We start from the raw sequence: 26827 nt of genomic DNA on the forward strand, positions 1-26827 counted from the left end.
CCAAAATGTGCCCGGACTGTAAAGCAACTTAGCTGATGTCACTTTTCGGTAAGCCTTTCGGGTCGGCGCGTGGGTAGCTTGGCGTCATGACCGAGCGCGGTGGCAAAGCGATGGCGGGCGTCGCCGCGGCCGCGGTCGCGCTGGGCGTGACGCAATTGCTCGCGGTGCTCTTCGGGCCTGAGGCCGACGCGCGCATCGCCGTCGGATCGGCCGTCATCGATCTCACGCCGGGCCCGGTCAAGGAATGGGCCATCCAGACCTTTGGCACGGCCGACAAGCTGTTTCTGTCGATCGCCGTGGTGGCGGTGATCGCGGCGGTGGCAGCGGTGACCGCGCAATATGAGACGCGTCGGGCTCCGGTGGGCAGCGCCGCGATCGTGGTCGCCGGGATCGCGGGCTGCGCGGCCGTGCTGTCGCGTGCAGGGGCGGGCTTCGCCGACATCGTGCCGACGGTCATCGGCACCGTCTGCGGCGTCGCGGTGCTGCGACTGCTCACCTCGGGCCGGTTCACCGACGAGCCGGAGGGTGCCCCCGACTCCCCCGACCGCGGCAGACGGCTGTCGCTCGTCACGCTCGGATTCCTTGGCGCCGGAGCGCTCGCCGGGGTCGGCGGCGCTGTGCTGTCGAGGCTGACGACATCCGTCGCAGGCGATCGCAGCGCCTTCGCACTCCCGAAGATCGACGTCGCCGCGCCTGCCGTCCCGCCGACGGTGCAACCGGAGGGCGTTGCGCTGCCGACCTTCGTCACCGCCAACGACGATTTCTACCGGATCGACACGGCGCTGGCGGTGCCGCAGCTGAGCCGGGCGGACTGGGAACTGAAGATCCACGGCATGGTCGACCGCGAGATCACGTATCGCTTTGACGATCTCGAGAAATTCGAGGTCGTCGAGAAGCTGGTAACCCTGACGTGTGTGTCCAACCCCGTCGGCGGGGACCTCATCGGCAACGCCGCATGGACCGGCTACCGCGTGCGGGACCTGTTGGCGGAGGCCGGTATTCACCCGGATGCGGACATGGTGCTGTCGATGTCGATCGACGGGTTCACCGCAGGTAGCCCCGTCGAGGCCCTCACCGACGACCGCGATTCGCTGCTTGCCGTCGGTATGAACGGCCAGCCGTTGCCCACCGAACACGGCTACCCCGCGCGTCTGGTGGTTCCCGGCCTCTACGGCTATGTGTCGGCCACCAAGTGGGTCGTCGACCTCGAGCTCACCCGATTCGACCGCGCGCAGGGGTATTGGACACCGCTGGGCTGGTCCGCGCGCGGGCCCATCAAGACGCAATCGCGCATCGACGTGCCACGCAGCGGTCAGGACGTGTCGCAGGGACCTGTGACGTTCGGCGGGGTGGCGTGGGCCCAGGATCGCGGTGTGCGCCGCGTCGAGGTGCGCATCGATGAGGGCGACTGGGAGCAGGCCGATCTCGGCGCGAACTACGCCAATGACACCTGGCGACTGTGGAGCTTCCCGTGGCAGGCCACCAAGCCGGGACAGCACACGATCTCCGTCCGCGCGACCGACAACACGGGTGCTGTCCAGACGGAAGACATCGCCGGCGTGATCCCCGACGGTGCGACCGGCTGGCACACCGTCTCGTTCGCGGTCACATAGCGTCGGTGTGGGCCCCACCCGCGAGTTTCTGTCTGACCCGCGTGCCAGGCTGGGATCGTGCAGCTTCTCGACATCGTGACCGCATCGACCGAGGTCGGTGCCTCGTCGGCCCGGCTGAAGAAGATCGCCAGGATCGCCGACCTGCTGCGTCGGGCCGGCGACGAGGGCGACGCCACTCTAATTACGGTGATCGTCTCGTGGCTGTCGGGTGAGCTGCCCCAGCGTCAGATCGGCGTCGGTTGGGCGGCACTTCGTTCGCTGCCGCCCGCGGCAACCGACGCGACGCTGACGGTTCTGGACGTCGACGCCCGCTTCAGCGAGATCGGCACCGTCGCGGGCAAAGGGTCTCAGGCGCGGCGCGCCGACTTGGTCTCCGGACTGTTCAGGCAGGCCACGGACGCCGAGCAGACGTTCCTGCGCCGCCTGCTCGGCGGTGAACTCCGTCAAGGGGCCCTGATTGGAGTGATGGCCGACGCAGTCGCCAAGGCGGCCGATGTTCCGGTTGCCGCGGTACGGCGCGCGGCCATGCTCGGCGGTGATCTGCCCGCCGTCGCGGCGGCGGCGCTGACTTCGGGCGAGGCCGCGCTGCACGAGTTCACGCTCAAGGTCGGCCAGCCCGTCGGTCCGATGCTCGCTCAAACCGCGACGGGTGTCTCGGAGGCACTCGAACGCATCGGTGGCACAGCGATTTTCGAGGCCAAGCTGGACGGCGCGCGGGTGCAGATTCACCGTGCGGGTGACCACGTCCGGATCTACACCCGCAGCCTCGACGACGTCACCGCGCGCCTGCCGGAGGTGGTAGATGCGACGTTGGCGCTGCCAGTCACCAATCTGATCGCCGATGCCGAGGCCATCGCGCTGCGGGCTGACGGCCGTCCCCATCGGTTTCAGGTCACCGCGTCAAGGTTCGGGCGTTCGGTCGACATCGCGGCGGCCAGTACCGCCCAGCCGCTGTCGGTGTTCGTATTCGATCTGCTGCATCTCGACGGCACCGACCTACTGGACCTGCCGACAAGTGAGCGCATCGCCGCACTGGACGCGATCGTGCCGAAAGCGCATCGCGTCGATCGACTGATCACCGACAACGCCGAGAAGGCACAGGAGTTCCTCGCCGTGACACTGTCGGCGGGCCACGAAGGCGTCATGGCGAAATCGCTGACCACACCGTATGAGGCAGGCCGACGCGGCGCGGGCTGGCTGAAGGTCAAACCGGTGCACACACTCGATTTGGTGGTACTGGCCGTTGAATGGGGGTCCGGTCGACGCACCGGCAAGCTTTCCAACATCCACCTCGGCGCCAGGGACGCCCAGACCGGCGAATTCGTCATGCTCGGAAAGACTTTCAAGGGAATGACGGACGCGATGCTGGCGTGGCAGACCGAGCGCTTCACCGAACTCGCAGACGGCCCGACCGACGGCTATGTCGTGAAGGTTCGTCCCGAACAGGTCGTCGAGATCGCGCTGGACGGCGTACAGACCTCGTCGCGGTATCCCGGTGGCATGGCGCTGCGCTTCGCGCGGGTGCTGCGCTACCGCGATGACAAGGGCCCCGCTGAGGCCGACACCATCGACACCGTTCGCGCCCTCTATCAACGCGGCGACTGATCCGTAGAAGGTCCCACCAAGCAGGGTCTTTCGTCCCTAGTCCCCCGCCTTGTCGCGGCCGAGTATGAAGCCATGAACGCATACTTCCCGGATCGGGAGACGATCCACACGGTGTTGTCACTGGCCACTCGGGCGCCGTCGATCCACAACTCGCAACCGTGGCGGTGGCGCGTCGGTATCGAGAGCCTGCACCTGTATGCCGATCCGCAGCGGCATCTTGCCAATACCGACCCCGACAGCCGGGACCTGCTGCTCAGCTGTGGCGCGTCGCTGCACCACGCCGTCGTCGCGCTGGCGGCGCTCGGTTGGCAGGCCAAAGTTCACCGTCTGCCCAACCCCGCAGACCCGGAGCACCTGGCCGCGATCGAGGTGCGCGCCAACCCCGCCAGTGCGCTGGACGTGACGTTGGCGGCGGCAATACCGCGGCGGCGGACCGATCGCAGGTTGTACAACGCGTGGTCGGTGCCCGATGCCGACATTGCGTTGATGGGGGCACGTGCCGCGCGCGCGGGCGTGTCGGTGCGCCAGGTCGCGTCGTTGCCGAACCTGGAACACATTGTGGCCCAGGCTGTTCGTGAGCACGCTTCGGATTACGATTACCTCAGTGAGTTGTCGGAGTGGAGCGGACGGTATGCGTCGGTGGCCGGAGTGCCGGCCCGAAACACACCGGCGCCCGATCTCACTGCACCGATACCCGGACGTCTGTTCGCTGCGCCCGCACTGGCTCAACCCCCCGACGTCGCATCCGAAGACGACGCCGCGGTGGTGCTGGCGCTCGGGACGAATGACGACAGCCCCCTGGCCCGGCTGCGTGCCGGAGAGGCCACGAGCCTGGTCCTGCTGTCGGCTACCTCGTTCGGGCTCGCGAGCTGTCCTGTCACCGAGCCTCTCGAGATCGCTGAGACGCGAGAAGCCGTCCGTACCGAGGTGTTTGGCGACAGCGCCGTTCCCCAGATGCTGTTGCGTATCGGCTGGGCGCCGGTGAACGCCGACCCGCTTCCGTCCACTCCGCGACGTCCGGTCGCCGATGTCGCGCAATGGCTGGACACTGCGCCTACGTGAGCGGCGCAGACCACCGCAGCCGCGTGCCGCCGGTGGCAACACGTTCCATCGTGAACGCGCCACCGACCTCGTCAGCCCGGCGTCGGAGATTGGTCAAGCCGCTACCGGTGATGTCGTCGGGTACGCCGCACCCGTTGTCGACGACCTCGATCGACAGGTCGTCCTCCACCCTGACGCTCACGTTCAGCGTCGTCGCCGCCGCATGCCGAACCGCGTTGCTGACACTTTCCCGCACAACGGCTTCCGCATGATCGGCCAGGGTGGCGTCGATGACCGACAGCGGTCCGACAAACTGAACCGTGGTGCGCAGATCGGGGCTCGAGAACTGCGCGACGGCCTGGTCGAGTCGTTGACGCAGTCGAGTCGTTCCCAATGGGGCACTGTGCAGATCGAAGATGGTCGTGCGGATCTCCTGGATGACTTCTTGCAGATCGTCCACACACGCCGAAATCCGTTGTTGCACTTCAGCTGACTGGGCGCGCGGGATCGTTCCCTGCAAGGCGAGCCCAGCCGCGAAGAGCCGCTGGATGACGTGGTCATGCAGATCCCGGGCGATGCGGTCGCGGTCGGTCAGCACGTCGAGTTCGCGCATCTTGCGCTGCGATGTCGCGAGCTGCCAAGCCAGCGCCGCCTGATCAGTGAACGAGGCCATCATCTCGAAGTGGTTTTCGCTGAACGCATATGCACCTTCGTGCCGTAGCGCGATCACCACGCCCGCGACGCTGTCCGACGTACGCAGCGGAAGCACAAGCGCAGGACCCGGACCGGTGCCGAATCCCAGGTCGACGGAGTCGAACTTGCGCGGTGTGCCACTCTCGAATACCTGTCCGATCTCCGTTGTGCGCACCGGAATCGTCACAGACACACCACCCGTGGCCAGCGCCCCTGCCGTCGCCACCACGGCCAGGTCGACTACGTCGGAAGCTTCGACGTCTGACGGCACCGCCACCACGGTGGCATCGGCTCTGGTCAGCTTCAGCGCTTCGTCCACCACGAGCCGGAAAACCGTGGCCGGGTCGGCGCCGGAGAGCATCTCGGTGGCGATGTCGCGCGTGGCTTCGATCCACGACTGACGCGCCTGCGACTGTTCGTACAGGCGCGCATTGTCGATCGCGATCCCGGCCGCCGCGGCGAGCGCTTCGACCAGCACCTCGTCATCTTCCCCGAACGGTCGCCCGTCGGCTTTGTCGGTCAGATAGAGGTTGCCGAAGACCTCGTCGCGGATACGGACCGGCACACCGAGGAAGGTCCGCATCGGCGGATGGTTCGGCGGGAAGCCTACCGAGTCAGCGTGGTGCCGGATGTCTTCCAGCCGAATGGGTTTGGGTTCGTCGATCAACACGCCGAGGACGCCGCGCCCCTCGGGCAGATGACCGATAAGCTCGCGGGTTGGTTCATCGATGCCTTCGTAGATGAACTCGACCAGATCGTGTCCGTTGCCGCGTACACCCAACGCGCCGTATCGGGCGTCAACCAGTTCGATGGCCGTATGGACGATCGTCCGCAGGGTGGCGTCGAGTTCGAGCCCGGAGGTGATGACCAGCATGGCGTCGACGAGCCCGTCCAGACGGTCACGGCCTTCGACGATCTGCCCGATGCGGTCCTGCACCTCGCCGAGGAGTTCACGCAGCCGCAACTGAGACAGCGTGTCGCGCAAGGGACGTGCCCCGGGTTCGGACATGACTATTCGGGCCGACGACGCTGTTGGTCGAGCTTGGACGCGAAGACCGCCGCCTGGGTCCTGCGCTCCATCCCGAGTTTCGCCAGCAGTCGCGACACATAGTTCTTGACCGTCTTCTCCGCGAGGAACATACGTGCGGCGATCTGCTTGTTGGTGAGTCCCTCACCGAGCAATCCGAGCAGCGTACGTTCCTGATCGGTCAGCGCGGAAAGCGGATCCGGGGCTTCGGTCGCGCCGCGAAGCTTGGCCATGAGAGCCGCCGCCGCCCGGTTGTCGAGAAGTGACTTGCCCGAGCCGACGTCCTTGATCGCCTGGGCCAACTCCATGCCCTTGATGTCCTTGACGACGTAGCCGCTGGCGCCGGCGAGGATCGCGTCGAGCATGGCCTCGTCGGACGTGTACGACGTGAGCATCAGACAACGCAGCTCCGGCATGTCGGACAGCAGATCGCGGCAGAGTTCGATGCCATTGCCGTCTGGCAGCCGCACATCGAGCACCGCGACGTCGGGTCGAAGCGCGAGGATCTTGACCATCGCCTCGCCCACGGAACCGGCCTCACCGACCACCTCGAGCTCTGGATCAGATCCGAGCAGGTCGACCAGGCCACGCCGGACGACCTCATGGTCATCGACGAGGAACACCCTCACCATTGCGGGTCCTTCACAAGGGTGACGCCTAGCTTCCGTCGGCGCTGTAGTGCGGCAATCCCGGTTCCCGGAAGCGACGGCCGGTGATTTTCTCGGTCCGGATCCGGATGAAGTGGTCTCGTCGGCCCTCCACCCAGGGTTGCAGGAAGGTGCCTGCGATCTCGACCAGGTCGTCGACGCCGGTGATCGGCTGCGCGTGCCCGACGACCGTCACGCTCCATCCGGTGCGCAGGTCCGCATCCAGCTCGTCAGCCTCGAACGCGACGACAGAGTTGTCGCAGGCCGCGGCCAGTTTGGCGCCACCGGCAACACGGATCACCACGTCGTCGCGCCACAGCCGGAAGTTGACCGGCTGAATTGCGGGCAGCGCATCCTCGGTGAAGACGAGGCGTCCCACCCGAACCCCTTGCAGCAGATCCAGGCACTGTCTGCGGTTGAGGACATCGAGTTCCTGGGTGTTCGGCATGGTGTCAACCCCCTTGTACCAGTGTGAGCGTCCCCACAGGTGTGGAGCGCCAGTGGCCGGCGCTGACGGCCGTCAAGCGTTCGACTGCGCGCTCGATCCCGCTCGCGAGCTCATCGACATCCGGGGCAGCGTCGTAATCACCGATTATGCCGAATGCGAGGTGGTCGGCATAGCTCATGATCGCTATACCCGTACGCAATTTCAGTGCCAGCGGCGGAATGGGCAGCAACCGGATGACTTCTCGACCCATGACGCGCAAGCGCTTTCGCGGGCCCGGCACGTTCGTCGCCAACGTGACGACGCCGCGTTGAGGCAACCTGGTCAACGTCCGAACCGTCCACGCCGACAGCGCGAAGGGGACTGCCTTCGCGGCGGATACGAAGATATTCCCGGCCTGGCGCTGCCCACTGGCCTTGGCGCGCGTGAGCCGCTTGTGCACAGCTTGCAACTGCGCGACAGGATCGGCCTTCTCAACGGGCAGGCACGGCAACATGACCGAAACGCGGTTGTCCGTTTTGTCGGCCGCATCCGCGGACCGCACCGAGACCGGTACGAGTGTGCGCAGCGAGTCGGGCTGCGGTCGCTCACCGCGACGCAACAGCATCGTGCGGTAGCTATCTGTAATCGCTGTCAGCGCAACATCATTGATAGTCACGTCGAATCCATCGCAGATCTTCGTCACGTGTTCCATCGAGACCTCGACGGCGGCGTAGCGCCGCATGCTGGTCAGAGAACCGGTCAGTGACGACGACGCAGCGGGCCGCAGCAGGCCGCCGGCGATCTCGGCCGCCCCATGCAATGCTTGCGCCGCAGCGCTCGTGACGCCGACTGAGGTACGCCACGCGCCGGCGATCCACTCGATCGGGTTGAGCGACAACGTGGGCAGTCGCAGACCGCGCGGCGAGTCGTGCGCGGCGCGGATCTCGGTCGCGAAGGTGCCGCCCGCTCCGTCGTCGCAGATTCGGGACAGCATGTGTGTCGCCGCAATGCCGTCGGCGATGCAGTGGTGAACCTTCATCAGGATCGCCCACCGGTTGTGTTCCAGGCCGTCGACGATCCAGCATTCCCACAGCGGGCGGTCGCGGTCGAGACGCCGCTCCATCACCTCGGCCACCCATCGGGACAGGGCCGCATCGTCTCCGGGCCGCGGCAAGGCCGCCCGCCGGATGTGATGGGAGATGTCGAGGTCAGCGTCGTCGGCCCAGTGCGGAGCACTGAGGTCCAGAGGCTGGGTGTGCAGCACTTGACTGAACCGGGGCACCGACCGCACGCGCTCGCCGATCGTCGCAGTCAGTGAATCGAAGCTGGGCATGGGTCCAGCCAGGACGGCCACGGCACCGATCGCGAGGCTGACGTGGCGGTCGGAATCCTCGGCGTGGAGGAATCCCGCATCAAGGGTGCTCAATTGCTCCATATATCCACTGTCGGCGGTTTCGGACCGCCGCGGGAGAGCCAAAGGTCCCTAGTTCGAGGCGCCGTCAGTCAGTCGGCGCCAGCCCGAATCGGAAGCGCCGACCGCTGATTTCCGATGGTTCCACCCGCACGTAGCGCGGCTTATCGCCCGCCGTCCATGGCAGCAGTTGGGCACGCTCGGCATCCGCGATCTCGTCGCGGGTGTTGAGCACCTGCGCGATGCCCTTGACGATCACGCTCCAGCCTTCCGCCACGTTGTGGTCGTCGGCTTCGAACACCACCCGCGCGTTCATCACGACGGTGAACAGTTTGGTCGCGAACTCCGCGGTGCGGAACAGCACGGTTTTGCGTTGGACGACGAAGTTGACGGGAAAGATCTCGGGTTCACCGTCCACGCAGGTGACCAGGCGACCGAGCGTCCGACTCGACAGCAGGTTCCAGCTTTCCTCTGCGGAGAGGATGTCCATCTGTTTACCGGCCATGAAAGCAGTGTAGGGCTCGGGTTCAGCTGGACAGCAGCAGAATTCCGCCCGTGACCAACGCGATGACCTTGACCGCTTCCAGCGCCACGTACACGTAGTGGGCATGAGATCGTGGGCCGTTGGTGCCGGCCAGCACCGCATCGGAACGACGCGTCAACCGCGGTCGCACACCGACGAGTTGCGCTATCAGGGCGACGAAGGCAATAGCGAATATCACGATGGGGCCGGTGCGCGGATGGCTGAACCCCAATGCGACGGCGATGCCGACGGCGATCAGCACCTCGGCGCTGTTGAGGGCACGGAAGACCAACCGGCCGATGCCCAGTCCGATCTGCAGCGTGACGCCGGGTGCCCGGAACTTCAGCGGCGCCTCGAGAAAAGAGATGGCCAGCACCATGCCGAGCCAGACGAAGGTCAGTGCGGTCGCCACTGCCGGACCCGTGCTCATGACGCCTCCTTGTCTACGGTGAGGTGAGCCAGACACAGGCCCGGCTCGGCGAACGGCTCCAAGCGGTCGACGGCGACGGGCGCGCGCCACATGGTCATCGCACCCTGCATCAGACCGAGGTGGATCGGGCAGACGACCGACCGTGCTTCATCGACCAGTTCGAGAAACGGGCAATGACGAAGTCCGACTTGAACTTCGCCGTCGGTGTCGCGTCGCTGTGGCGCAAAGCCGAGGTCGTCGAGCAGGCCGATCAGCCGATTGACCGATGCGCGGACGCCCGGCTTCGTCCGGGTCGGGCGGGCTATCCGGTCTGCCCACGCACGACCGGCAGCGAGCGCCTTCGCGCTCGACTCGGGATCACCGGCCAGGGCGACGGTGAGAATTTCGGCGAGCATTTGATAGCGCCGCGAGCCGCCGGGATCCATTCCCGCGACCGCGCGATACATCTGCGGTGGCCGGCCCTGGCTTTTGTGGTCGGGTTCGACGCGCTCGGCCCTACCGTCGGCGACCAGGGCTTCGAGGTGAAAGCGAACAGTATTCGGGTGAACCTCAAGGTGTTCGGCGATGTCCACGATCGTCATCGCGCCGACCGCATCCCGCAGTACCGCCAGCACATCCTCCCGCCGGCCGGACGGCTGTGACGCGGCGCTCACTGTCGACGATCTCGACATACGCTAGAGTTTATACAAATGCTCTTGTAAAAACCAAGAGGAGTCACCATGAGCGATTTGGCCAACCGCAGCGATGTCGAGGTGCTGCTGCGGCGCTTCTACGGTCAGGTATTCGCAGACGACGTCCTCGCCGAACCCTTCAGTGAGCTGCGCGAGCAAGGGCTCGAATCCCATCTACCGGTGATGTGCGACTTCTGGGAGACCGTACTGTTCCGCGCCGGGCTCTACCGCGGTAACGCCCTGGTGGTACACCGTCAGCTTGATCTACGGCATCCCTTGTACGCCAAGCACTTCGCACGCTGGCTTGCGATTTGGGAGGCGACGGTCGACGATATGTACGACGGCCCCGCCGCTGACCGCGCAAAGCTTCAGGCGCGCAGAATCGCCAAGGCGATGCACCGCAGGCTCAGAGGCGTCGACGCCCGCGAACTCGACGTACTGGCGGCGGGCTAGAGTCACCACCCCCGGCGAGGCGGATGTGAGCCGACCAGTTCCTTACCTGCCGACACCTCCCGGCTGCGGTACACGATGTAGGGCCGGAACAGGTAGCCGACGGGTGCGCTGAACACATGCACCAGCCGGGTGAACGGCCAGATGCAGAACAGCACGAGCCCGATCATCACGTGGATGTGGAAGTACAGCGGCGCCTGCACCATCAGATCGCCGCGTGGCTGCAGCACCCAGATCGAGCGGAACCACGGTGACACGGTCTCGCGGTAATCGTGCTCCGCGCCTTCTGGTGTCACCCCGATCAGCGTGCAGCTGAGCCCGGCGACGATGGCCAGCACCAGCACGAGGTACATCACCTTGTCATTGATCGTCGTCGCCATGAACACCGGACCCGTCGTCCGACGCCGATAGACGAGCAGCGCAATACCGGTCAAGGTGGCGATCCCAGCGATCCCACCGAGGATCCCCGCCTGCAGGTGATACGCATGGTCGCTCATGACCATCTGGGTCCAGGACTCCGGGATCACCAGTCCGATGATGTGCCCGACGATCACGACCAGCATGCCGAAGTGAAACAGCGGGCTACCGATCCGCAGCAGCCGCGACTCGTAGAGCTGCGACGAGCGCGTGGTCCAGCCGAACTTGTCGTAGCGGTAGCGCCACCAGGTGCCGATGATGACGATCGCGAGGGTCACGTACGGCACGACGTCCCAGAAGATCTCCCAACCCGACATCGTCACCGGCCTCCTTCTGCCCGCCGTGGGGGCACCGTCAGCTGAAAGGGCTGCAGGCCAACCGCTTCGGCCGGTGGTCCTGAGTGCAGTAGCCGTCGGGCGTCCTGATCGCCGACGGCAGGCAACGTCGCCACCACCGCAGCGACGGCAGGCGCATACGGCGAGCCGGCATCGACCAGCGCCCGCCGCAACACGTCGATCGGGACACGGTGATCGGCGAGCAGCCGTCGTCCGGCCACTGGGTCGACGGTGGCGGCGAATTCCAAGACGACTGGAAGGTGATCCGGCGCTTCACCTTTCGGAGGCTGGACGCCGGCGTCGCGGTATGACTGTGCGAACACCAGCATCTCTGCGCCGCGATTGCGGGTATCCCCTGCGGTCCAGTAGGTCAACAGCATCGTCGAGCGTCGCCGCAGATCGAAAGTTTCGACGTAGTACGCCGCCGCCTGCATCGTGTTTTGCATCCGAAGTGTCGCAACGGTCGTTCCCAGCAGCGCGGCGTTAGGGCCAGTGATGCGCTCCAACAACTTGTTGACGGTGTCCAGCCTGCGGCCCTGTTGGTCGTCGGGGTAGGCCAACAGCAATGACGCCGCCTGCCACACCAGGCGATCCTGCAGCAGCTGATTCTTTCGCCTCACGACTTGCCGCCCGGGAACATGTCCGACGGCACTCCCCTGCCATCCCAGTTGAGCAGATTCACCCGGGATGGGCGATCGGCGTTGGCCGCCATGCCCTCGTGGGTCTGGCGCTGTTGCAGTGCGTGAAACGTTTCCACGGCCACCGGCACCGGACCGCCGCTGGCTTCCCCGAATGGACCCGACTCGTACATCCCCGGCCCACCGTCGAACGACAGTGAGCAACCCGTCTCCTCGAGATGCGGACCCTCGGCAACGTACGCGGTCGGAATCACATAACGCTCTTCGTATTTCGCCAATGCGAGCAATCGGTACATCTCATAGATCTGCTCTTCGGTCATCCCGACGGCCTCAGGAATGTGAGGCTGGGTTTCGCGGCCGAGGTTGATGTCGCGCAGGTAGGAACGCATAGCCGCCAAGCGCCGCAGCACCGCCTCGACAACGGCGGTGTCCCCGGCGGTGAAAAGTCCGGCCAGATACTCGATCGGAATGCGCAGCGCGTCCAGCGCCCCGAACAGGTTGCCGACGTCCTCGCCGTCATGTCCGTCGCGGCTGACCGCGTCGACGATCGGTGACAGCGGCGGGATGTACCACACCATCGGCACCGTCCGGAACTCTGGATGCAGCGGCAGCGCAACCCGATAGGTGTTGATCAGCGCGTAGACCGGTGACCGTTGGGCGGCCTCGATCCACTCGTCGGAGATACCCTCGGCGCGGGCGCCCGCAATCACCTGGGGATCGGTCGGGTCCAGCAGGATCTGCCGCTGCGCCTCGTAGAGATCCTTCTCGTCCTCGACCGACGCCGCCTCGAGCACTCGATCGACGTCGTACAACACCAACCCCAGGTACCGCAGACGGCCCACGCAGGTTTCGGAGCACACGGTCGGTAACCCGACCTCGATGCGCGGATAACACAGCGTGCACTTCTCGGCCTTGCCGGTCTTGTGATTGAAGTACACCTTCTTGTACGGACAACCGGACACGCACATCCGCCACCCGCGGCAGCGGTCCTGGTCGACAAGCACGATGCCGTCCTCGCTGCGCTTGTACATCGCGCCCGACGGGCACGACGCCACGCACGACGGGTTCAGGCAGTGCTCACAGATCCGCGGCAGGTAGAACATGAACGTCTGTTCCAGCTGCAGCTTCACCTCCTCGCTCACCTTCGCCAAAATCGGGTCACCGGGCACGATTTCGGGCGATCCCGCGAGGTCGTCGTCCCAGTTGGCCGACCAGGACACCTTCATGGGCTTGCCGCTGATCAGGCTGCGCGGCGGCGCCACCGGCATCTGGTCGCCGAGCGGTGCCGAGATCAGGTTCTCGTAGTCGTAGGTCCAGGGCTCGTAGTAGTCCTCGATGGACGGCAACTTGGGGTTGGCGAAGATCCGGGCCAACTTGGAGAACCGGCCGCCGTCGCGAAGCCGTAGGCGGCCCCGGCGGTCCCGCTGCCAGCCCCCGCGCCAGCGTTCCTGATCCTCGTAGGTGCGCGGATAACCCTGGCCGGGGCGGGTTTCAACGTTGTTGAACCACACATACTCGGTGCCGGACCGGTTGGTCCAGGCCTGTTTGCAGGTCACCGAGCAGGTGTGGCATCCGATGCATTTGTCGAGGTTCATCACCATCGCCATCTGCGCCATGACTTTCACTGGTAGCTCACCTCCTGGGAGCGACGGCGCACCACCGTCACCTCGTCGCGCTGGTTACCGGTCGGGCCGAGGTAGTTGAACGCAAACGAATGCTGCGCGTAGCCGCCGGCGAGATGACTGGGTTTGATCAGCAGCCGAGTCATCGAATTGTGGATCCCGCCACGGGTTCCGGTGGTCTCGGTGAGCGGCACGTCGATGGTGCGCTCCATCGCGTGGTAGACGAACACCACACCGTCGGGCATCCGGTGACTGACGGCGGCGCGGCACACCACCACACCGTTGCGGTTCACGGCCTCGACCCAATCGTTGTCGCGAACAGCGATTTTCGCAGCATCCGCCGGGCTCATCCACATCACCGGCCCGCCGCGGGACAGTGAAAGCATGAACAGGTTGTCCTGGTACTCGGAGTGGATAGACCACTTCGAGTGCGGAGTCAGGTAGCGGACCGTCAGCCCGACGCCGTCGCCGGTGCCCACCGCTGGTTCACCGAACAATCGCGACATGTCCAGCGGCGGCCGGTATGTCGGCAGCTGTTCGCCCAACTCCTCCAGCCAGTCGTGGTCGACGTAGAAATGCATGCGGCCGGTCAGCGTGTGGAACGGTTTGAGCTCTTCGATGTTCACCGTGAACGGTGCGTAGCGGCGGCCCCCGGTCTCGCTGCCCGACCACTCTGGGCTGGTGATGACCGGCACCGGACGGGCCTGCGTGTCGGCGTAGGTGATGCGCCGTTCCTCGCTGCCTTCGGCCAGATGCACCATCTTGCGGCCGGTCCGGCGCTCCAGCTGCCGGAACCCCTCGACCGCGAGCCTGCCGTTGGACGTGCCCGACAAGGCGAGGATCACGTCGGCCATCCGCTCCGCCGTCGTCATGGCCGGACGCCCCTGGGCCGCACCGGAATCCATCACCCCGAACTTTGCGGCGAGCTCGGCGACTTCGGTAGTCGGATGGGTGGTGATGCCCTTGGTGGTGACGCCGAGGCTGTCGACGAGCGGACCCAACGTCACCCATTTCTCACCGATCGCGGCGTAGTCGCGTTCGACCACCGCGATGGGACCCATGGTCTTGCCGGGAATCGGCGTCTCGCCGGTGACACGCCAGTCGTTTTCCGCGCCGCCGGGGTAGGCCATCGCCCCCGGGGTGTCGTGTTGCAACGTGCCGAGTACCACGTCGGTGCGTGTGCCGAGATGTTTGGCGGCCAGCGCACTGAACATCCTGGCGATCGCGCCGAACGCCTCGTAGTCGGAACGCGTTTCCCACGGCGGGTCGATCGCTGGGCTGAAAGCATGGATGTACGGATGCATGTCGGTGCTGGACAGATCCGCCTTCTCGTACCAGGTGGCGGCGGGCAGCACGACGTCGGACAGCAGCGTCGTCGACGTCATCCGGAAGTCGATCGACATAAGCAGGTCGAGTTTGCCTTCCGGAATCTCGTCGGTGTAGACGATGTCCCGTGCGCGCAACTCGGCTGGTTTTCCCTGAACGTTCGAGGTGGTGCCGAGCAGATGCCGCAGGAAGTACTCGTTGCCCTTGCTCGACGAGCCGAGCAGGTTGGCCCGCCAGACATTCAGCACCCGCGGCCAGTTCGCCGGATTGTCCGGATCGGTGACGGCGAGTTTCAGTGCGCCGCTTGCCAGTTGCTCGGCGACGTAGTTCGGAATTTGCGAGGCGTCGCGCCCAGCGGCCATCGCGTCGTCGGCGACGGCCAGGCTGGAGCGGTCGAACTGCGGGAAAAACGGACTCCAGCCCATCGCGGCGGCCGAGGCCAGTACGTCCATGGTGTGCTTGCCCGCGAACCGTCCGCGGCCGAGCGGGCTGGCCAGCGCGTCGGCTTGGTAGCCGTCGTAGCGCCACTGATCGGTGTGGGCGTACCAGTACGACGTACCGGCCATCTGCCGCGGCGGACGTGACCAGTCGGTGCCCATCGCCAGCGTCGCCCAACCGGTGATCGGCCGGCACTTCTCCTGCCCAACGTAGTGCGCCCAGCCGCCGCCATTTCGGCCCATCGAGCCGGTGAGCAATAGCAGTGCCAGTACGGCGCGGTAGGTGGCGTCGCCGTGGAACCACTGGCAGATGCCGGCTCCCATGATGATCATCGACCGGCCGTTGGTGTCCTCGGCGTTGCGGGCGAACTCCTTGGCCACCCGAATCGCTTGTGCGGCAGACACTCCGGTGATCGATTCCTGCCATGCCGGCGTGTAGGGATGCTGGGAATCGTCGAAACCGGTCGGCCAGTCCCCCGGCAGGCCGGGCCGACCCACCCCGTACTGCGCGAGCATCAGGTCGAACACCGTGCACACCAGGTGATCCCCGACGCGGCGCACCGGAACCCCACGCTCCAGGGTCGCGCCATGACCGTCGACGGTGTCGAAGCACGGTAGCAAAATCGCGGCGACCTCACCGCCCTCGGTCGCCACCGTCAGAGCGGGCACCAGGGCTTCCAGATCGAGGTTCCACTGGCCGACACCCCCGTCGCCGAAGCGGAACCCCAACGACCCCTGCGGTACCGCGACGGTACCCGTCGCCCCGTCGAGCAGGGCCGGTTTGAACGCTGAGTTCTCCTGTTCCGCGAACCCTCGGCCGAGATCGGCCGCGGTGAGGTTCTTTCCGGGCACCAGCGCCCCGTCTCGCTCCTCCAGCTTGATCAGGAATGGCAGATCGGTGAACTTGCGCGCATAGTCGACGAAGTACGGAACCCGCTGACGGACAAAGTATTCGGAGAGGATTACGTGACCCATCGCCATCGCCAGCGCACCGTCGGTGCCCGCCGCACACGGCATCCACTCATCGGCGAACTTGGTGTTGTCGGCATAGTCCGGGCTGACGGAGACGACCTTGGTGCCGCGGTAACGCACCTCGGCCATCCAATGGGCGTCCGGTGTGCGGGTGACCGGGACGTTGGAACCCCACATCATCAAATACGCGGCGTCCCACCAATCCCCGGACTCCGGTACGTCGGTCTGATCGCCGAACACCTGAGGGGAGGCCACCGGCAAATCGGCGTACCAGTCGTAGAACGAGGTCATCGCTCCACCGATCAGCTCGACGAACCGGGAGCCGGCGGCGTGGCTGACCATCGACATGGCCGGGATGGGCGAGAAGCCGGCGACCCGGTCCGGGCCATAGGTCTTGATGGTGTGAACGTGGGCGGCGGCGATCATCTCCGTCGCCTCGGTCCACGTCACCCGAACCAGCCCACCTTTGCCGCGGGCTTGCTGGTATCGGCGGCGGCGCTCCGGGTCGGCCTGGATGTCCGCCCACGCGAGCACCGGATCACCCAGTCGCGCTTTGGCTTCGCGGTACATCTCGACCAGCACGCCGCGAGCGTAGGGATAGCGCACCCGCGTCGGCGAGTATGTGTACCAGGAGAACGCCGCACCGCGCGGGCAGCCGCGCGGTTCGTATTCGGGACGGTCGGACCCCACCGAGGGATAGTCCGTTTCCTGGGTCTCCCAGGTGATGATGCCGTCCTTGACGTAGATCTTCCACGAGCACGAGCCCGTGCAGTTCACACCGTGTGTGGAGCGCACTACCTTGTCATGGCTCCAGCGGTCGCGGTAAAAGGCGTCGCCGTCGCGTCCGCCGCGACGCGTGACGGTGCGCAGGTCGTCGGAGAATTCACCAGGGGTGAAGAAACGGCCGCTGCGTTCGAGCAGTTCCTCGATAGGGCCGCCGGTGTGCGGTGTCGTCGTCATGTACCGCCCTTACTGGGTTGAGCCTCCGGTTCGTGCGCGTGTAACCGCAACGCGGTGTAGCCGAGGGCGACCAGTGCGGTGGCCACCAGGAGCAGCAGTCCGACGGTGTAGTCATTGTCGGTGGCGTCGTACGTCGCACCCATCACCAGCGGCGGGAAGTAGCCACCGAGGCCGCCTGCCGCGGCGACGATTCCGGTGACCGCACCCACCGACTGTGCGGGCGCCCGGCGTGCCACCCACGCGAACACACCGCCGGTGCCGACCCCGAGGAAGATCGCCAGCGTGATGAACGTCGCTGCGGACCACACGTCCGCCGGCGGCTGAAACACCGCAACCAACGCCATCGCCGCCGTCCCCGCGAAGGACGTCAGCACCACGTACTTGGGGGCGATCCGGTCGGCCAAAGCTCCGCCGACCGGTCGGGCCAGCACGGCGGCGAGCGCGAATCCTGCCGTGCGCGCGCCCGCGTCGACCGCCGTGAACCCATAGATCGTCTTGATGTAGGTGGGCAGATAGTTGCTGAATGCGACGAACCCGCCGAACACCACCGCGTAGAGGAACGACATCTCCCACGTGACGGGTAACTTCGCGGCGGCGACCAGCTTGGGCACCACAGCCCCGGTGTTGGGGGTGAAGTTTGGCGAGTTCCGCATCACCAGGACGCAGGCTGCCGCCGTCAGCGCGAGCGCGACCGCGACGATCACATGGGTGGTGACCAGACCGAACCACCGGACGAATCGCGGTGTGAAGAACGCCGAAAGCGCGGTGCCGACCATGCCCATCCCGAAGACGCCGGTGGCGAAACCGCGTCGCGAGGCCTCGAACCAACTGTTCGCGAACGGAATGCCGACGGCGAATATCGTTCCGGCGATGCCGAGGAAGAAGCCGCAGACGAGCAACAGCGGGTAGGACCCCGCTGCCCCGGCGGCACCCACGGCGAGTACCGGCACGATCGACGCGACGGATACGGCGATGAACATCGTGCGGCCGCCGAACCTGTCGGTCAGCGATCCGATGACGATGCGGCCGAGCGACCCGACGAGGATCGGCGTCGCCACGAGCATCGACGCCTCGGTACTGCTCAACTTCAGGTCGCCCGCGTAGGTAGTGGAAAGGGGGCCGATCATGTTCCAGGCCCAGAAGTTGATCGCCGACACCCACGTGGCCAGCACCAGGTTCACAGTTCTGCCGGTGCGGGTGTCCGGCGTCGTCGCCGTGCTCACACGCCCAGACAACCACCCGACTGCATCCGGAGGGCGGCTTTCGCGGAAACTATTGCGGTTAAAGCGGTGTCATCACGGCCGCCCCGGAGCGTTCGCGCGGGCATGAGCGACTTGTGATTATTTGCTGAAATGTCGCCCTGCTGGGGGAATTAGGGAGTGATGACCGTTCCGGGGTCGGGTTCGGCCGCGGAATCCAGCGAGGTGTCCTTCGTCTCGTGCATGACCAGGATCGCGATGAAGCTCAAGCACGCCGCGATGAACAGATAGAGGCCCACCCAGCCGACGCCGTAGGACGTCGCCAGCCAGGTGGCGATGAACGGGGCGACCGCGGCGCCCAGGATGCTCGCGACGTTGTAGGAGATTCCCGAACCCGTGTAGCGCACGTTCGTCGGAAACAGTTCGGGCAGGACCGCGCTCATCGGACCGAAAGTGAAGCCCATCAACGTCATACCGATGATCAAGAAGATCAGCATCGCGCCTTCGGACGTGGTGCCGGATCCGAGCATCGGCGCGAACAGCGCACCGTAGGCCATGATTCCGATCGTCACGACCAGCAGGGAGCGCCGGCGTCCGAAGCGGTCCGACACCAGACCGGAAAGCGGCAACGTCGCGGCGAAGAAGAGCACGGCGATCAACTGCAACTGGAGGAAGTCAACGTAGGCGAACCCGAGGCCCTTACCGTCTGGCGGCCGTTTGCCGGTGCCGAAGCTCAACGCCCAGGTCGTCACGATGTAGAAGATCGTGTACGTCGCGAGCATCACGAAGGTGCCGATGATGAGCTGGCGCCAACTGGTTCGAAACACTTCGGTCACTGGCGTTTTCACCTTCTCGCCGCGCGCGACGGCGCGGGTGAACACCGGTGTCTCGATGAGGCGTAGCCGCACGTACAGCCCGATGGCCACCATCACCGCGCTCAGCAGGAACGGCACACGCCAGCCCCAGGTGAGGAACGCCCCGTTGGGATCGGGGCTCAGATTGCTGTGCCCGAGCCACAGCAGCAGCCCTACGAAAAGCCCATTGGCCAACAGGAATCCGAACGGCGCTCCCAATTGCGGCCACATGGCCGCCCAGCCCCTTCGGCCTTTCTCCGCGGTTTCGGTGGCCAGCAGCGCTGCGCCACTCCATTCGCCGCCCAGTGCCAGACCCTGTGAGAAGCGCATGATCGCCAGCAGTGCCGGAGCGATGACACCGACTTGGGAGTAGGTGGGCAGCAGTCCGATGACGAAGGTCGCGATCCCCATCACCAGCAGCGAAGCGACCAGGGTGGCCTTGCGTCCCACCCGGTCGCCGAAATGACCGAACAGGATCGAACCCACCGGTCGGGCCACGAAGGCGAGACCGAAGGTGGCCAGCGAGGCCAGCAGCGCGGTCGTCGGATCGCCTTTGGGAAAGAACAGGTGCGGGAATACCGAGACCGCCGCGGTGGCATAGATATAGAAGTCGTAGAACTCGATGGTGGTACCCACCATCGAAGCGATCACTATGCGGCGACGCGGAATTCCGCCGACCAGATCACTGTCAGCGGTCTCAGAGTTCATCTCGCGCCTCTCTGCCATGGCAAAGACACATCATGCCAGCGCCCCACACCGTTTGAGGTTTGTACACGCAAATGCGGTTGACACGCCAGTCAGGGGCGCTGACCTGCGGCTAGCCAGAAGCGACAACGCCTTCGGAATCCCACGGCGCCAGAGGCGAATCCGACGTCGACCGGAACGCGTCGGGCACATCGTCGGTGACGCTCCACGTAGCCGCCAAACGACCGATACCCACCGCGTACGCGCAGTGCACGCCGAGTTCGACGAGTTCGGGTTCGCTGAAGTGCTTGCGCAGGTCGTCGTATACCGCGTCGTCGATCGCGAGGTGGTTGGTGGCGAACAGGTCGGCGTAGCGCAGCGCGCTGCGTTCGGCGTCGCTGAGATCACCGGCGTCGGCCGGCTGTTCGAGCGAGCACACCAGATCCTCGGTGAGACCGTCGTCGATCGCACTCTGGTAGCGCACCGACATACAGCTCCGGCACTGGTTGTGGAAGGCGATCCGCAATCGCACCAGTTCGACCAGTCGCGGCGACAGGGTGCCGGTGGAGACAAGTGCCGCGCGCACGGCCCCCAGCGCACCCGCGACCTCCGGCCGGTGACCGAGTATCGACGCCACGCCGAGGTTGATCCGGTCACCCTGACCGAGGTCGTCCACCGGGATCGCGGCGAAAGCCGCGGAAGGGTTGATTCGGGACATCAGGCACCTCGTATCGCCGTAGGTTAGCGGTGGGAAACACCGTAGCGCGCGGTCCGCGACAGCTAAACTGTTGGCCATACGGTAAGCAACTACAGAGGAGTGGCGCCGTGAACAAGGACGACATGATCCTGATCAGCGTCGACGACCACATCGTCGAGCCGCCCGACATGTTCAAGAACCATCTGGCCAAGAAGTACCTCGACGAGGCGCCGCGGCTGGTACACAACCCCGATGGGTCCGACACGTGGCAGTTCCGCGACGTTGTGATCCCCAATGTCGCACTCAACGCGGTCGCTGGCCGGCCGAAAGAGGAGTACGGCCTGGAGCCTCAAGGTCTTGACGAGATCCGGCCCGGCTGCTGGCAGGTCGACGAGCGGGTCAAGGACATGAACGCCGGCGGCATCCTCGGGTCAATCTGCTTCCCGACGTTCTGTGGTTTCGCGGGACGGTTGTTCGCCACCGAGGATCCCGAATTCAGCCTGGCGCTGGTGCAGGCCTACAACGACTGGCACGTCGAGGAGTGGTGCGGGGCGTATCCGGCGCGCTTCATTCCGATGACGCTGCCGGTGATCTGGGACGCCGAAGAATGCGCCAAGGAGATCCGCCGCAACGCCGAACGCGGCGTGCACGCACTGACATTCAGCGAGAACCCCGCCGCAATGGGGTATCCGTCGTTCCACGACGACTACTGGACCCCGATGTGGGAAGCGCTCGTCGACACCGAGACGGTGATGAACGTGCACATCGGCTCGTCGGGCAAGCTCGCCATCACCGCGGCCGACGCACCGATGGACGTGATGATCACGCTGCAGCCGATGAACATCGTGCAAGCCGCGGCAGATCTGTTGTGGTCCAAGCCCGTCAAGAAGTACCCCGACCTCAAGATCGCGCTGTCCGAGGGCGGCACCGGGTGGATCCCCTACTTCTTGGACCGCGCCGACCGCACCTATGAGATGCACTCGACGTGGACGGGTCAGGACTTCGGTAAGCAGAAGCCGTCGGAGGTCTTTCGCGACCACTTCTTGACCTGTTTCATCTCCGACCCGGTTGGCGTGGCGCTGCGCAATGAGATCGGAATCGACAACATCTGCTGGGAAGCCGACTATCCGCACAGCGACTCGATGTGGCCTGGTGCCCCCGAGCAACTCGACGAGGTCCTCAAGAAGTACAGCGCGACAGATACCGAGATCAACAAGATGACGTACGAAAACGCCATGCGCTGGTATCACTTCGACCCGTTCAGCCATATCTCGAAGGAGCAGGCGACGGTCGGTGCACTACGCAAGGCGGCCGAAGGCCACGATGTCTCCATTCAGGCGCTGAGCAAGCACGACCACGGCGGCGACGGCCTCGGGGCGAATTCGTTGCAGGCACAACTGGACCGGGCCACCGCGCAACAGAAGTGAATCAATGCGGCGCATCTGTACAGCGCCTTGCTAGGGACGACATAGCTCGCTCCTAGAGAGCCTTCCTAACCTCGCGTTCGGGTCGGGCATAAACCGACGAGAGGGCTAGGCAATGCAACTCAAACGATTGGTCGCGTGCGCGGCGGTGGGCTGTGCGTTGGCTACCGCAGGCATAGGCGCCACCTCAGCGGTGGCCAGCGCGGCACCTCCGTGCAGCGCAGGACCCGGTGCCCGGTGCGGTCCTGGTGGCGGACCCGGCGGCCCGGAATCAGGTGGTGATCGCGGCGGCCCGCCTGAGCAGCACTCGGCACCCGGCGACCCGGGCCGCGGTGGGCCTGGCGGACCCCCAGAAGACTTCCGCGGACCCAGCGGCCACGACTGGCGGCCGCCCTGGAACCCCAACGACAACGATTGGCGCGGCCGGTTCCAGGGCGCACCATGGGGTGCCGGACTGCCGCCGTGGGGCTGGGGCGCGCCTCCGCCACCGGCCTGGGACGGACCGCTCCCCGAGCCGTGGGGTCCGCCGCCGGCGCCCATCAACTACTTCGGCTTCACCGAACAGCCGCGGTGGGACCCGGGCTACAACCAGTGGGGCTTTGATTTCTTCGGGATCTGGATACCGCTCCCGATCTGACATGAATCCGAGGGTGGCCGTCCCGGTTACCGGGGCGGCCATCTTCAATTCACTTGAGCGAGTAGCGGATCGGAAGATGCTTGAGTCCGCCGACGAAGATCGTCGCGACCTGAGCAGGGTCGCCGGTCAGCTCCACTTCGTCAAGCCGCGGGATCAACTCGGAGAAGAAGCTGTTGACTTCCATCCGGGCCAGCGCCGCGCCCAGACAGAAGTGGACGCCATAGCCGAACGCGTTGTGCTTGTTGGGTTCGCGTCCCACATCGAATCGGAACGGCTCGTCGAAGACGTCTTCGTCACGATTCGACGAGACGTACGACAGCAGCACCGACTCCCCGGCCGAGATCGGAACGCCGCGCACCTCGGTGTCCTCCTGCGCGGTGCGCATGAACTCCTTCACCGGCGTGACCCAGCGGATCATCTCCTCGGTGGCCAGCGGCATCAGATCCATGTTGGCGCGCAGGCGCTCGCGCTGGTCGGGATGGTCGATCAGCGCCTGCATTCCGCCGGAGATGACGGCGCTGGTGGTGTCGTGTCCGGCGGCAGCGACGATCGCGTAGTACGACACGGTTTCGATGTCATTGAGCGGCTCACCGTCGATGGTGGCGTTCGCGATCGCCGACGCCAGATCTTCCGTCGGCTCGGCACGGCGAGACGCCGTCACCGCCGTGAAGTACGCGAACATCTCGAGCAGCGCGGTCATCTGCTCTTCTTTGGTGGTCCCGCGTTGCAGTTCCTCGTCGTCATTGCCGAACAACTCCTGGGTGTACTTGAGCATCCGCGGGAAGTCCTGCTCGGGAAGGCCGAGCATCGACATGATCACGTACAGCGGATAGTTCACCGCGACCTGCTGGACGAAGTCGCATTCCGGTCCCGCCGCCACCATCTGGTCGACGAACCGCTTGGCGAGTTCGTCGACGCGAACCTTCAACGCCCGCATGGCCTTCGGGCGGAACCAGTCCGCGCCGATCGCGCGAACGACCCGATGCTGGGGATCGTCCATGTGGATGAGCGTGTTGATGCCGACGGCGGCCTGCTGCTCGTCGCCTTCGGTGTTCATCAGCACTGGACGAGGTGAGTTGGTGAAGACGTCGTTGGCCCGTTCGATTGCCATGATGTCGGCGTGCTTGGTGATCGCCCAGAACGGCCGGTAGTTCGGCACCTCTACCCAGGACACCGGCGCATTGGCCCGCAGGTGGGTCAGCGCCGCATGCAGTGACGCCTCGTCGGTGTACGACTTGGGGTCGGCGAATACCTTCGCGGCTTCATCCATGATCCGGGTGGCCATAACCGGTTCCTCACTGTGCAGTCGGCGCGCGCAGCTCTGTCAATACCGCCGAGATTGTTGTTTCCGAAATCGTGCGTGGGAAGCCCACCATGACGCGGTCGATCAGACCGTCGCAGCGGTCGCGAATCTTCGCCGCCAGCTTGTCGATTGGCGCGACCACCGCGAACGAGTCGAGAACCTCGTCGTCGATGAGTGCGCCCATACCGTCCCAGTCACCCTTCAGCGACAGGCCGTGCAGCTCGTCGTGCAGCGCTCCCCAACCGTGCAGATCGAGCACCTTCTTGTACGCGGGTGTCGAACCGTAGAAGGCGATCTGCTTGCGGGTGCCGACGGCGGCGGCCTCTAACTCGGACTCGTCGGAACCGGTGACGACGAACAGCGGAGCTGACACCTGGAAGTCGTCGCGCGCCCGGCCCGACTTGGCCATTCCCCGCATCAGCGCGGGGATACTCACCTCTTCGAAGTAACGCTTGGTCGTGAAGGCATGCGCGAGAATTCCGTCGGCGACTTCACCCGTCATCTCCGTCATCGCCTCGCCGACCGCGGCGATGAACACCTTCGGAATGCCGTAATCGTGCGGCTCGGGCACGAACATCGGCGTCATGATCTTGTGCGTGTAGAAGTCGCCCTCGAAGCGCAACTTCGAGCCGCCGTGCCAGCACGCCCAGATCTCGCGCAACGCCAGCACGAACTCACGCATCCGCGGCACCGGCCGGCTCCACGGCATGCTGAAGCGCTTCTCGATGTGTGGCTGGATCTGTGAGCCGAGCCCGAGGTTGAGCCGGCCCTTCGAGTACTCCTGAAGGTCCCAGCCGACGTTGGCGACGGTCATCGGGTTCCGCGCGAACGCCACGGCGATGCTGGTGCCCAGTTCGATGGTCTCGGTGTGCTCGGCGGCGAGCGTCAGCGGCAGGAACGGGTCGTGGTTGACCTCGGCGGTCCAGCAGCCGTCATAACCCCGCCGTTCTAGGGTCACCGCCGCGTCGACCACGGCATGGAGCTGGCTGAACACGCCGCCGTCGACCTTGAGGCCGGCGCCGCTACCCATGCCCGCAGACGCTACAGTAAGCAATTCAGTATGGTCAACGTGAACATGCCGGTGCGACGATCGCCTTTCAACGACAGGAAGAGCGCATGACGAACGAACAGGGCTGGAAGGAGACGCTCGAAGACCTCGATCTTCGGCGTGAGCGTTCGCGCGCGATGGGTGGCCCCGAACGCCTGGCCAAGCATCACGGCAAGGGCAAGCTCGACGCCCGCGCGCGCCTGGACCACCTCCTCGACAAGGGCACCTTCCGGGAATTCGGCACCCTCGTGGGCGGTGAGATCGCGGCCGACGGGATCGTGGCCGGCTCAGGTCTCATCAACGGCTCGCCGGTGATGATCGGCGCGGAGGACTTCACCACGCTGGCGGGCAGCATCGGCCCCGGCGGTAACGCGAAGCGCTACCGACTGGCGGAGTTGGCGCTGCGGGACCGGGTTCCGTTGGTAATGCTCCTCGAGGGCGCGGGCTTCCGGCCCAGCGGCGAGCACTATGGCCGCACCCCAACGGATCTACTCTCCCAGGCGCAATGCTCCGGCAAGGTACCGATGGTCGGTGGTCTGCTCGGCCCGTCGGCGGGGCACGGCGCGCTGGTCGCTCCGGTCTGCGACTGGACCATCATGAGCAAGCAGGGCGCCATCTTCACCGCGGGCCCACCGGTCGTCAAAGAGTCGACGGGCGAGGATATTTCGAAGGAAGACCTGGGCGGCCCGTCGGTGGCGATCGCCAGCGGGGTCATCCACAATCTGGCCGACGACGACGAGGCAGTCCTCGACGACATCCGCCGCTACCTGTCGTACTTCCCGCCCAGCGCGTGGTCGTATCCGGCGTCGCTGCCCGAAGACGAAGCGGGCGAACCACGCTCGACGCCCGAGCTGCTCGACATCGTCCCGCGCGGCAACCGCCGCGTCTACGACATGCGGGCGGTCCTCGATGTGGTGTTCGACGATCGGGGCTGGTTCGAGGTGCAGCCGAAGTTCGGGCAGGCGATGATCTGCGCGCTGGCTCATCTCGGCGGCCACCCCGTCGCCGTGGTCGCCAATCAGCCGAAGGTGATCGCCGGGTCGATCGATGCCGACGCCGCCGACAAGGCAGCGCATTTCATCACCGTAGCCGACTCGTTCCATCTGCCGATCGTGTTCCTCGCCGACAATCCGGGCATGCTGCCGGGCAGTCGCTCCGAGAAGACCGGCGTGCTGCGCAGCGGTGCGCGGATGTTCGCCGCCCAGACGGCGGCGACCACGCTGAAGCTGCACGTAACCCTGCGCAAGGCCTACGGTTTCGGGTCGATGGTGATGTCGCTGCTGGGCTTCGACAATCAGAGCGCTACGTTCGCGTACCCGGGCGCAACGATGGGCGCGATGAGCGCCGCCGCATTGAGCAAGGCCTCCCACGCCGCCGAGGACATGGAGGCCAAGTTGCGCAAGGCGGAGGTCGAGGCGTCGTTCCGGTCGGCCGGCCACCTCGGCTTCGACGACCTCATCCACCCCGAGGAGACACGCAACGCGTTGCTCTCGGCGCTGCAGCGTGGGCTCTACAGCAGACAGGCCGCAGCAGAACCGGTGAGCCGCACCGTCATCACGCCCTAGCTATTTCCCGCGAGCGTGCGTGTCTGCGGGCAACACACCGAGCACTCCTGCGACTTCGCGCACGCTCGCGTCATGTCAGGACGCCGAGGAATATGTCGCGTCCTCGCGGCAAAGCACAATTTGCGACGACGAGCGTGCGCAAAGTCCTGCTCCGAGCCGGCATGTCGTCTG

23 protein-coding genes are annotated in these 26827 nt (G+C 65.6%); 7 read left to right on the top strand and 16 right to left on the bottom strand.

Features of this window, described 5'->3' with window-relative positions; translation table 11 throughout:
• Positions 1-86 precede the first annotated feature (86 nt).
• The 3 genes from ACIA48_RS08330 (at position 87) to ACIA48_RS08340 (ending at position 4280) form a co-directional block, all read left to right on the top strand.
• Positions 87-1613 carry a molybdopterin-dependent oxidoreductase gene (locus ACIA48_RS08330; RefSeq protein ID WP_396729610.1) on the top strand — a complete coding sequence of 509 codons (1527 nt, stop codon included), beginning with the start codon at positions 87-89 and terminating at the stop codon, positions 1611-1613.
• A 57-nt stretch (positions 1614-1670) separates the two neighbouring features.
• A complete protein-coding gene (locus tag ACIA48_RS08335; protein WP_396729612.1) occupies positions 1671-3218 on the top strand; it encodes an ATP-dependent DNA ligase in 1548 nt (515 codons plus the stop codon).
• Between the two features lie 72 nt (positions 3219-3290).
• The gene (locus ACIA48_RS08340) at positions 3291-4280 is read left to right on the top strand and encodes an Acg family FMN-binding oxidoreductase (protein ID WP_396729614.1); all 990 of its coding nucleotides are present in this window, start codon (positions 3291-3293) and stop codon (positions 4278-4280) included.
• Here the strand turns inward: ACIA48_RS08340 and ACIA48_RS08345 are convergent.
• The 7 genes from ACIA48_RS08345 to ACIA48_RS08375 form a co-directional block, all read right to left on the bottom strand.
• On the bottom strand, positions 4273-5961 hold the full coding sequence (locus ACIA48_RS08345; protein ID WP_396729616.1) for a GAF domain-containing sensor histidine kinase: 1689 nt from the start codon (positions 5959-5961) through the stop codon (positions 4273-4275). The genes ACIA48_RS08340 and ACIA48_RS08345 overlap by 8 nt on opposite strands.
• Before the next feature lie 2 nt (positions 5962-5963).
• On the bottom strand, positions 5964-6611 hold the full coding sequence (gene dosR / locus ACIA48_RS08350; RefSeq protein WP_396729618.1) for a hypoxia response regulator transcription factor DosR/DevR: 648 nt from the start codon (positions 6609-6611) through the stop codon (positions 5964-5966).
• Between the two features lie 25 nt (positions 6612-6636).
• Positions 6637-7074 (bottom strand): pyridoxamine 5'-phosphate oxidase family protein, encoded by a 438-nt coding sequence (locus ACIA48_RS08355; protein WP_396729620.1) that lies wholly within the window; start codon positions 7072-7074, stop codon positions 6637-6639.
• Between the two features lie 4 nt (positions 7075-7078).
• Positions 7079-8488: a wax ester/triacylglycerol synthase family O-acyltransferase gene (locus ACIA48_RS08360; RefSeq protein WP_396729622.1), complete on the bottom strand. Its 1410-nt coding sequence runs from the start codon at positions 8486-8488 to the stop codon at positions 7079-7081.
• 64 nt (positions 8489-8552) lie between these two features.
• Positions 8553-8969 (bottom strand): pyridoxamine 5'-phosphate oxidase family protein, encoded by a 417-nt coding sequence (locus tag ACIA48_RS08365; protein WP_396729625.1) that lies wholly within the window; start codon positions 8967-8969, stop codon positions 8553-8555.
• Between the two features lie 22 nt (positions 8970-8991).
• Positions 8992-9417, bottom strand: a complete 426-nt coding sequence (locus tag ACIA48_RS08370; protein ID WP_396729627.1) for a hypothetical protein — start codon at positions 9415-9417, stop codon at positions 8992-8994.
• Complete coding sequence (locus tag ACIA48_RS08375) at positions 9414-10088, bottom strand: helix-turn-helix transcriptional regulator (protein WP_396729629.1); 675 nt, start codon at positions 10086-10088, stop codon at positions 9414-9416. The genes ACIA48_RS08370 and ACIA48_RS08375 overlap by 4 nt, the downstream gene beginning before the upstream one ends.
• Positions 10089-10136: 48 nt before the next feature.
• On the opposite strand from ACIA48_RS08375, the gene ACIA48_RS08380 reads away from it, so the two are divergent.
• Positions 10137-10541, top strand: a complete 405-nt coding sequence (locus ACIA48_RS08380; RefSeq protein ID WP_396729631.1) for a group III truncated hemoglobin — start codon at positions 10137-10139, stop codon at positions 10539-10541.
• Positions 10542-10543: 2 nt separating this feature from the next.
• On the opposite strand, the gene narI is transcribed toward ACIA48_RS08380, so the two are convergent.
• The 7 genes from narI to ACIA48_RS08415 form a co-directional block, all read right to left on the bottom strand.
• A complete protein-coding gene (gene narI / locus ACIA48_RS08385) occupies positions 10544-11272 on the bottom strand; it encodes a respiratory nitrate reductase subunit gamma (protein ID WP_396730707.1) in 729 nt (242 codons plus the stop codon).
• A 2-nt stretch (positions 11273-11274) separates the two neighbouring features.
• Positions 11275-11910, bottom strand: coding sequence for a nitrate reductase molybdenum cofactor assembly chaperone (gene narJ, locus ACIA48_RS08390; RefSeq protein ID WP_396729633.1), 636 nt, complete (start codon positions 11908-11910; stop codon positions 11275-11277).
• Positions 11907-13553, bottom strand: coding sequence for a nitrate reductase subunit beta (narH, locus tag ACIA48_RS08395; RefSeq protein ID WP_396729635.1), 1647 nt, complete (start codon positions 13551-13553; stop codon positions 11907-11909). The genes narJ and narH overlap by 4 nt, the downstream gene beginning before the upstream one ends.
• Positions 13550-17245, bottom strand: a complete 3696-nt coding sequence (locus tag ACIA48_RS08400; protein ID WP_396729638.1) for a nitrate reductase subunit alpha — start codon at positions 17243-17245, stop codon at positions 13550-13552. Before ACIA48_RS08400 ends, narH begins: the two co-directional genes overlap by 4 nt.
• Complete coding sequence (locus tag ACIA48_RS08405; protein WP_396729640.1) at positions 17242-18468, bottom strand: nitrate/nitrite transporter; 1227 nt, start codon at positions 18466-18468, stop codon at positions 17242-17244. The genes ACIA48_RS08400 and ACIA48_RS08405 overlap by 4 nt, the downstream gene beginning before the upstream one ends.
• A 149-nt stretch (positions 18469-18617) precedes the next feature.
• Entirely contained in the window at positions 18618-20006 is a 1389-nt protein-coding gene (locus tag ACIA48_RS08410) for an MFS transporter (RefSeq protein WP_396729643.1), read from the bottom strand.
• A 109-nt stretch (positions 20007-20115) separates the two neighbouring features.
• Positions 20116-20700: a carboxymuconolactone decarboxylase family protein gene (locus ACIA48_RS08415; protein ID WP_396729645.1), complete on the bottom strand. Its 585-nt coding sequence runs from the start codon at positions 20698-20700 to the stop codon at positions 20116-20118.
• Between the two features lie 107 nt (positions 20701-20807).
• On the opposite strand from ACIA48_RS08415, the gene ACIA48_RS08420 reads away from it, so the two are divergent.
• Both ACIA48_RS08420 and ACIA48_RS08425 read left to right on the top strand, forming a co-directional pair.
• On the top strand, positions 20808-22106 hold the full coding sequence (locus ACIA48_RS08420) for an amidohydrolase family protein (RefSeq protein WP_396729648.1): 1299 nt from the start codon (positions 20808-20810) through the stop codon (positions 22104-22106).
• A gap of 112 nt (positions 22107-22218) precedes the next feature.
• Positions 22219-22740 carry a chitin-binding protein gene (locus ACIA48_RS08425; protein ID WP_396729651.1) on the top strand — a complete coding sequence of 174 codons (522 nt, stop codon included), beginning with the start codon at positions 22219-22221 and terminating at the stop codon, positions 22738-22740.
• Positions 22741-22789: 49 nt separating this feature from the next.
• On the opposite strand, the gene ACIA48_RS08430 is transcribed toward ACIA48_RS08425, so the two are convergent.
• Together ACIA48_RS08430 and ACIA48_RS08435 are read right to left on the bottom strand one after the other, a co-directional pair.
• Entirely contained in the window at positions 22790-24010 is a 1221-nt protein-coding gene (locus tag ACIA48_RS08430) for a cytochrome P450 (protein ID WP_396730709.1), read from the bottom strand.
• 25 nt (positions 24011-24035) lie between these two features.
• Positions 24036-25073 carry an LLM class F420-dependent oxidoreductase gene (locus ACIA48_RS08435; protein ID WP_396729653.1) on the bottom strand — a complete coding sequence of 346 codons (1038 nt, stop codon included), beginning with the start codon at positions 25071-25073 and terminating at the stop codon, positions 24036-24038.
• Between the two features lie 86 nt (positions 25074-25159).
• Between ACIA48_RS08435 and ACIA48_RS08440 the strand changes: the two genes are divergently transcribed.
• Entirely contained in the window at positions 25160-26656 is a 1497-nt protein-coding gene (locus ACIA48_RS08440; RefSeq protein ID WP_396729656.1) for an acyl-CoA carboxylase subunit beta, read from the top strand.
• Positions 26657-26827: the final 171 nt, after the last annotated feature.

The organism is Mycobacterium sp. NPDC051804 (assembly GCF_044452905.1).
GTDB lineage: Bacteria > Actinomycetota > Actinomycetes > Mycobacteriales > Mycobacteriaceae > Mycobacterium.